This is a genomic window from Edwardsiella hoshinae NBRC 105699 = ATCC 33379, from assembly GCF_000474215.1.
Classification (GTDB): Bacteria; Pseudomonadota; Gammaproteobacteria; order Enterobacterales; family Enterobacteriaceae; genus Edwardsiella; species Edwardsiella hoshinae.
Genome location: NZ_BAUC01000038.1, coordinates 1 through 1,720 on the forward strand (window position 1 = coordinate 1; position 1,720 = coordinate 1,720).

General features: G+C 55.6%; 2 protein-coding genes. Both read left to right on the top strand.

Annotation, left to right across the window (positions count from 1 at the left end; translation table 11 throughout):
* The coding region (locus EHO01S_RS14855; protein ID WP_024524709.1) for an AMP-binding enzyme at nt 1-1,012 on the top strand (1,012 nt) is incomplete at its 5' end.
* 60 nt (nt 1,013-1,072) lie between these two features.
* Nucleotides 1,073-1,642 (top strand): acetate uptake transporter, encoded by a 570-nt coding sequence (gene satP, locus EHO01S_RS14860; RefSeq protein ID WP_024524710.1) that lies wholly within the window; start codon nt 1,073-1,075, stop codon nt 1,640-1,642.
* The last annotated feature ends 78 nt before the right edge of the window (nt 1,643-1,720 follow it).

The following is a 1,720-nucleotide window of genomic DNA, read 5'->3' on the forward strand; positions in this document are numbered from 1 at the left end:
CTTACTGTACGGCCCACTCGCCAACGGTGCCATCACCTTGATGTTCGAAGGCGTGCCTAACTATCCCAGTATTAACCGGCTCAGCCAGATCGTGGATAAACACCAGGTCAATATTCTGTATACCGCGCCCACCGCCATCCGCGCACTAATGGCCGAGGGCGAGCGAGCCGTCGCTGGTACCCAGCGCAGTTCGTTGCGGCTTCTCGGTTCCGTAGGAGAGCCGATCAACCCAGAAGCCTGGGAATGGTACTACCACACCATCGGCAATAGTCATTGCCCGATCATGGATACCTGGTGGCAGACCGAAACCGGCGGTTTCATGATCACCCCGCTCCCCGGCGCCACGTTACTCAAGGCAGGCTCCGCCACGCTGCCGTTCTTTGGCGTACAACCAGCACTGGTCGATAACAGTGGAGCGATCCTGCAAGGCGCCTGCGAAGGCAACCTGGTGATCCTAGACTCTTGGCCTGGGCAAGCGCGTACCCTGTTCGGCGCCCATGAGCGCTTCGAACAGACTTATTTTTCCACATTTAAAGGGATGTACTTCAGCGGTGATGGAGCCCGTCGCGATGAGGATGGTTACTATTGGATCACGGGGCGTGTCGATGACGTGTTAAACGTCTCCGGCCATCGTCTAGGTACCGCCGAGATCGAATCCGCGTTAGTCGCCCATCCCAAGATCGCCGAAGCGGCCGTCGTTGGCATCCCGCATAACATCAAAGGGCAAGCGATCTATGCCTACATCACCCTCAATGTTGGGGAAGAGCCGACGCCGGCACTGTATACCGAGGTGCGTGACTGGGTGCGTAAAGAAATCGGCCCCATCGCCACCCCCGATATCCTGCACTGGACCGATGCCCTACCCAAAACGCGTTCCGGCAAAATCATGCGCCGCATCCTGCGCAAGATTGCCAGCGGCGATGTCAGCAACCTGGGAGATACCTCTACGCTGGCCGATCCCGGTGTTGTCGAACGCTTACTGGAAGAGAAACACGCCATGCAGCCACGCTAACTCCACGCTTGGCGGCTCGCGAGCCGCCTGTGACCCCGAATCCCGAATAAAGGAATCGATATGCTGAATAATCAACTGGCCAATCCAGCCCCTCTTGGGTTGATGGGCTTCGGAATGACTACAGTACTGCTAAATATGCACAATGCGGGGCTGTTCCCACTGGATGCCATGATCCTGGCGATGGGGATCTTTTTCGGTGGGCTGGCACAGATCCTGGCTGGGCTGCTTGAGTACCGTCAAGGTAATACTTTCGGTCTCACCGCCTTCACCTCCTATGGCGCATTCTGGCTAACTCTGGTCGCATTACTCCTATTACCAAAGATGGGGCTGGCCAGTGCCGTGACACCGCTATCATTCGCACTTTACTTGGGCCTATGGGGAATATTCACACTGTTCATGTTTTTCGGCACGCTACATGCGAACCGAGCACTACAGTTTGTTTTTGCCAGCCTAACAGTCCTGTTTTTCCTGCTGGCCTATGGCAATCTGACCGCAAATGCTACGGTACTGCACCTGGCTGGCATTGAGGGGATCATCTGCGGAGCCAGTGCTATCTATCTAGCGATGGCAGAGGTGATCAATGGTCATCTGCAACGCACTGTCTTACCTATTGGTGACGCACATCAATAACGACGCACATCAATAACGCGAGAGACGATGACGGCCCTCCACATCCTCTCATCAAACAGTAAATGAATCGTGGATAGG